1 protein-coding gene, 1 pseudogene and 1 CRISPR repeat array are annotated in these 3,371 nt (G+C 33.1%); of the genes and pseudogenes, one reads left to right on the top strand and one right to left on the bottom strand.

Annotated elements, in window-relative coordinates; genetic code table 11:
• Positions 1 to 87: 87 nt before the first annotated feature.
• The gene (locus tag FC77_RS07430; RefSeq protein WP_151443662.1) at positions 88 to 1,359 is read right to left on the bottom strand and encodes a TcaA 3rd/4th domain-containing protein; all 1,272 of its coding nucleotides are present in this window, start codon (positions 1,357 to 1,359) and stop codon (positions 88 to 90) included.
• A 413-nt stretch (positions 1,360 to 1,772) separates the two neighbouring features.
• On the opposite strand from FC77_RS07430, the pseudogene FC77_RS07425 reads away from it, so the two are divergent.
• Positions 1,773 to 2,527 (top strand): annotated as a pseudogene (locus FC77_RS07425) (glycoside hydrolase family 3 N-terminal domain-containing protein).
• A gap of 128 nt (positions 2,528 to 2,655) precedes the next feature.
• Positions 2,656 to 3,352: a CRISPR direct-repeat array (repeat unit 37 nt; unit sequence GGTCTAAACCTCATTGATCTAACAATCATCTAAAACT).
• Positions 3,353 to 3,371 lie beyond the last annotated feature (19 nt).

The following is a 3,371-nucleotide window of genomic DNA, read 5'->3' as shown; positions in this document are numbered from 1 at the left end:
AAATGTCTTAAAAAGTATCATCAGCTTTGTCAATGTCTTAACTTAATGACATTGCATATCTTAAGAAAGACTTGTCTTTTAAATTAATTATTTGCGTTGTCCTAGTGTTTTAATCAATTGCTTGTTATCAACATCATGAAAAATTGCGTGTTGATAACTAACTACCTTTTTCGCATTTCTGCCATTCTTCTTATATTTATACACAACTTTATAGCTAACATCACCATAGTTATCCCCAGCCGGTAAAACTTGATATACATCTACAGCTATTTTTACTTTTCTAATTGGCAAACTAAATTTAAATTTTCTTACCTGCTGCTTCAATTTATTAAAGCTCGGATTTTTCTTACCCTTAACAAAATCATTTTTATCAGGTTTCTTAAAATTCGTACCAATCAACTTAGCAGCTGCTTTATCGTTGATTAAACCTGGCCAATTTGGATTAACAATGTAGTCACCGTCAACATCTTGATAAACATCTTTTTCTTGGTTACCTTGATAATCCGGTGCATTGCCGTAGTCAGTAATCCCATCATCAGTATTACTAAAGTCTTTATCAATTGATTGGGGTATATCTTTTACTTTCTCTGACTTAATTCTTTTGCCTTTATAAGTACTTTGAATATACAGTTCCATGTTCTTAGCTAAACGATAATTTTTAAACACATACTGTCCATGACTATCTAAAGTAGCCACTTTTTTATCGTTAATAAAAATATTGCCTTTAGGGACACTTCGAACTTGAAAAGTAGCCGTTCTAATGGTCATATCCACGGTTTTATCAGACCAGATATTAACAACGGAATTAGCTGTTAAAGGTCGTTTACCTACTTTCGTATTAACGACAATATGGTAACGGCCTGGAAAAACTAGACCCAAATCCTGATAGAAATTCTGACCCGAACCGTTCATAACACCCAAATTTTTACCATTAACCTGTAACTTTGAATCCGGGTGATTGGTTTCAATCTGTGGGCGATATACCTGTACCCGGATAGTATATTTAGGAAAAAGAAGGAAATGACTACCTGAATTGATTAAAGTGATTTGATTAGAAGTTTGTCCATTTTTCAAATCATGCACCAATTGCTTCTTAGCCCTCGGATTTTCTTTAGAATAACTCTGCAAAGGTTTCAAATTTCTGTTAGTTACATCAATGTCAGGATCAGATGGCGTAACATACTCAGCCAAATTAGCATTAGGATTACTTAAACTAGAGGTTATTCGGTCAATTTGCCTCTCTTTTTGATAATAAACCGATCCCCAAGCATAAAAAATTCCAAATAAAATAATGATTACAAGTAATGAAATTAACCAAACTTTCCATTTAGTCGTTCTTCGCATTTTCTTCTTCGTCATTTTAGTCACCAATCTACTTTATCTGTCTTTTTAATAAGCCTACCAAATTTAAATAAAAATAGTAAATCAAAAAATTTATCAACAAAAATAGAATAAGCTTAGAACTTATTCTATTAAATATTACTTATAGTGAATTATATAAATGAAGAAAAATATTTATTCATTGGTTTACTAGTCGGCGTAGCCTTACTCGCGGCTTGCAATTCTAAAATTAATAAAAATAAGAAATCAAATTCTAATAGCAAAACTAAAATCGTTAAACAAGAAAAGCCTGATAAAGTCACACGAATACTTAGGAATATGACTTTAAATGAAAAAATTAGCCAACTTTATTTGCTAAAGATTTTTAAAACAAAAGCAAAACGAAATTCCGCGACGAAATGAAGCAATACTAAACTAACAATAAACATGGTTTGCTTATCGCAACAAATCAAAATGGTGGCAGCGTTTCAAGATTAAGTTCTAATCACAAATTAACGGGTGGACGTAATTTCCCAAGTCCACAAGAAGTTTATAAAAAGCGTAGATTAGCTGGGATTGAAAAAGAAGACACGCAAGTGGCAAAGATTCTACGTACAAATGAAACCAATACGAATTCTGCGCCAGTAGCTGATGTAGCGAAAGATCACTCAAGTTTTATTTATGACCGTACTTTAGGAGTTAGATATACAAAAACAGCTCATTATATCCCAGTAACTGTTAAAGCAATTCAAAAAGAAAAAGTAGTTTCCACTTTAAAACTTTTTCCGGGGTACGGGGATGCCGGTGATACACATACCGGGTTTGCAGAAATAAATAAATCTCCTAAAGATTATGAATGCGAAGATCTGTTGCCCTTTAAAGCTGGTATTGAAGCTGGCGCAGATGGTATCATGGTCCCACACATTATTATTAAAACATGGATCCTAAGCTACCTGCATCCCTTTCATCTACAGTTCATAAACTTTTACGTAGAAGATTGGATTACAATGGCTTAATTATTTCTGATGATCTTCAAATGGGTGCAATTACACAATATACTAAATTACACCACACAAACGCTGATATTTTAGCTCTAAAAGCAGGTAATTATTTACTTTTAGGAGGAAATTACAAAAACAGAATTCCAGCAATTAACAAGCAGTTAAAAATAAAGAGATATCAGAAAAGCAAATTGACCAGTCAGTAAAACGAATTTTAAAAGAAAAGTTAAGAATTTTAAAAGAAAGCGTAAGAAAAAGGCGATTAATTAAAATCGCCTTTTTTGATCTAACAGATATCTAAAATTAAGTCCGCCATATTGGTTTTGCTACGTACGTTCTAAAAGCCCTTGAACTAACAATCATCTAAAACCCTGCAAATGGATCATCTTTATCACCAGGAGTTCTAAACCTCATTGATCTAACAATCATCTAAAACCTGAAGAGCATAAACGTAGAACCGATAATTGTTCTAAACCTCATTGATCTAACAATCATCTAAAACAGTTCGAAGAACGTGGTGCCCGGCAACTGGGGTCTAAACCTCATTGATCTAACAATCATCTAAAACGTAAAACTGAAAAGGCTTTCCTAAAGCTTGGGTCTAAACCTCATTGATCTAACAATCATCTAAAACCAGAAACAAGTGCTTCCTGTCTCGGGCCCTGGTCTAAACCTCATTGATCTAACAATCATCTAAAACTGTGTAGGTTGAGATTGTGTTGTAGTCGCAGGTCTAAACCTCATTGATCTAACAATCATCTAAAACTTGAATCTGTACCGACATCTCATTATAAATGGTCTAAACCTCATTGATCTAACAATCATCTAAAACTGATATTGAGATGCTTAGCTTCTGCTAAACGGTCTAAACCTCATTGATCTAACAATCATCTAAAACTTTTTCTAGGCTATTCATTAACATCACTGAGGTCTAAACCTCATTGATCTAACAATCATCTAAAACGGGATAATGTTTAGCTTGGCCATTTTGAATGTTCTAAACCTCATTGATCTAACAATCATCTAAAACAGATTCAAATCCTGATTAAT

The organism is Lactobacillus acetotolerans DSM 20749 = JCM 3825 (assembly GCF_001436775.1).
Classification (GTDB): Bacteria; Bacillota; Bacilli; order Lactobacillales; family Lactobacillaceae; genus Lactobacillus; species Lactobacillus acetotolerans.
Note: the sequence above shows the minus strand (reverse complement) of the source record. Positions and strands in the feature narration are given on the sequence as shown.